The organism is Bacteroides sp. (assembly GCF_052357945.1).
Classification (GTDB): Bacteria; Bacteroidota; Bacteroidia; order Bacteroidales; family Bacteroidaceae; genus Bacteroides.
The window spans coordinates 1-2439 of the sequence record NZ_DAWCXD010000288.1 but is presented as its reverse complement, the minus strand read 5'-3'; the positions used below and the strand labels follow the sequence as shown (position 1 = coordinate 2439).

At 41.3% G+C, this 2439-nt stretch carries 2 protein-coding genes; both read right to left on the bottom strand.

Annotated elements, in window-relative coordinates; all coding sequences use genetic code 11:
• Positions 1–80: 80 nt before the first annotated feature.
• On the bottom strand, positions 81–569 hold the full coding sequence (locus ACT8YW_RS22955) for a PepSY-like domain-containing protein (RefSeq protein WP_444107253.1): 489 nt from the start codon (positions 567–569) through the stop codon (positions 81–83).
• A 138-nt stretch (positions 570–707) separates the two neighbouring features.
• Positions 708–2405, bottom strand: coding sequence for an alpha-amylase family protein (locus ACT8YW_RS22950; protein WP_444107254.1), 1698 nt, complete (start codon positions 2403–2405; stop codon positions 708–710).
• Between the last annotated feature and the right edge of the window lie 34 nt (positions 2406–2439).

The window sequence follows — 2439 nt, the reverse complement described above, 5'->3', positions numbered from 1 at the left end:
AGAGGTCGGAAAACGAAAGTAGGAAGAAAGCTTTCGTTTTCCTCCTACTCGATTTATTACCCTATTCTATAATTCAGTTCCTAGTTTTCCAGAAAGGTACTTGGCCCGAGAATATCATACATATCACTAACGTTGCGCGTTTTGAGCAATACCCCTTGTGGAGTATAGAATAACTGATATTTGATGTCGACATTATCTTGTCCTACCTTAATTACTATAATAGCCTGCCATTTGGGAAACTCCACCATTGTCACATTATCTACCACCCAATTTGCGTATGGGCCGGATACAAAGGCGTTATAGACTGTTGGGGTCAGCCGGTCGAGGTTGACAAGATCAGTCTGCGTCATCACCCATTGTCCCCGAACGTTGAACCACACATTTTTAGTAAATCCGTTCATTGCAAAGTTGGCACAATAATATCCATCGTCTTGTGACCAGGCGACGCCATTTGCTTTAGGATACATTTTCTTGAAAGTCGACTGTACATTGCCGGGAGGGGTATCTCCAAAGACAGATGTAGATAATAGCAGAAACAATGCGATTGCACAAATCATAAATTTCTTCATAAGCTTTGAGTTTAGAGGATTATTTATCTACCTAAACAGCCTTTGAGAATATTTGTTTGAGTGATGTGCATAAAATAATCCCCCGGTCATTCATAAGTGACCGAGGGATGAAGAGTATACAGATCTTAGTCTTTTTATTTAAAAAGTAATCTTTAAAATCTTTCCGTTATAGCCTCCGACTGAAACATCCGTGGGCTTATAAGGTAATAGGCTGATTTTTTCTTTAGCGCCCGTCATCAAATCAGTGGCCTGATAAGATTCCATTTGAGGAATCTGTAAAAAGTCGAAAGCATGTGAAGGCACATTGATAGCAACATCTACCAGTTGACTGTCGAAATTAATAATGAAAAACAGAATCTCATTTTTATATTTTCGCATAAAAGTATATTGTTTATGCTCATTGAAACGCCATCCGTTTATATTGGCATACATTAAATCAAAGAATACTCCCTTGCTGATTGCCTGCTCTTCATTACAAATCGTCAGTACTTTTTGGTAGATAGAGTAGAGGTGTTTATGCTCTTCAGTAAGCATCTTCCCGTCAAATTTACCTCCGTTGCGCCAGCGTCGTATGCTGTCTACACTCCAATAATCGAATATAGTAGTCCGTCCGTCCCTTCCGCTAAATCCTTCACTATCCATGCCCAGTTCTCCAAACTCCTGACCGAAGTAGATCATCATAGGATTAGTGTTCATACAGGCGGAAACGATCAGTGCGGGAATTCCTTTACGCGGGTTGCCGGCAAAGAAATCAGAAGCGATACGTTGCTCGTCGTGATTCTCCAGGAAGTTGAGCATCTTTTTCTCTATTCCATTCAGACTTTGCCAGCAATGAGTGATAGCGGATGCAGATTCATATCCACAAGCTACATTGCGTAACGTGTCATATAGCCCTACCTTATCATACAGGTAATCAAACTTGCCGCGGAACAGATAGTTACGGTATTCACCTGGATTGTAAACCTCTGCGATGAAAAGTATTTCAGGATAAGCCTCTTTTACTTGAGGAATAGCCCATTCCCAGAATTCAACAGGAACCATTTCGGCCATGTCGCAACGGAAACCATCAATGTCTTTTGATGCCCAGAAAAGAAGAATGTCCAGCATCTTTATCCAAGTATCCGGAGTCGGGGAGAAGTGGCAAGTACCGCCATTCTGATAATCCACTCCATAGTTTAATTTCACTGTTTCATACCAGTCGGTGATATTGGGAGTAGCATCAAAACGATTGTTACCGGTAGCTTTCGCCGGGAATTCCCGGTAAGGCTCTGCTGCACCGTCTTTCATATCAAACTGGGCATGAAGTTCCGCTTGCGGAATATAATAGAAATTATTATATGGGCTGAAAGATTGGCTGGAGTCATCGTTAGCTCCCAATTCGGTCGTACCGTCCGGTTGTGCATCCGAGTGATATTGGCGTGCTACGTGATTAGGTACAAAATCAATAATTACTTTCAGACCTGTGCGATGTGTGCGATGTACCAGATTCTCAAATTCTTTCATACGTCCTTGCACATCGTTAGCCAAGTCAGGATCTACATCATAATAATCCTTGATAGCATAGGGAGAACCCGCTTTTCCTTTTACAACAGCAGGATGATCCGGTCTGATGTTATAACGGCGATAGTCCGTTTGAGTGGCATGCTCGATGATGCCTGTATACCATATATGCGTAGTACCCAGTTTCTTGATTTCACTAAGTGCTTTGAGAGTGAAATCAGCCATTTTCCCACAACCATTGGTGGCAATGTCTCCATTGTAGACACAGTGGTTGTTGTTATTTCCAAACAGGCGGGTGAATACTTGGTAGATAATTATTTTATTTTCGTCATTCATATAGAGTAGATTATTAATATTCGTATTCATTCTT

What these genes read in the sequence shown, in the direction of transcription:
- ACT8YW_RS22950 (WP_444107254.1), bottom strand. Translation starts at nt 2,405, where the DNA reads ATGAATGACGAAAATAAAATAATTATCTACCAAGTATTCACCCGCCTG.
- ACT8YW_RS22955 (WP_444107253.1), bottom strand. Translation starts at nt 569, where the DNA reads ATGAAGAAATTTATGATTTGTGCAATCGCATTGTTTCTGCTATTATCT.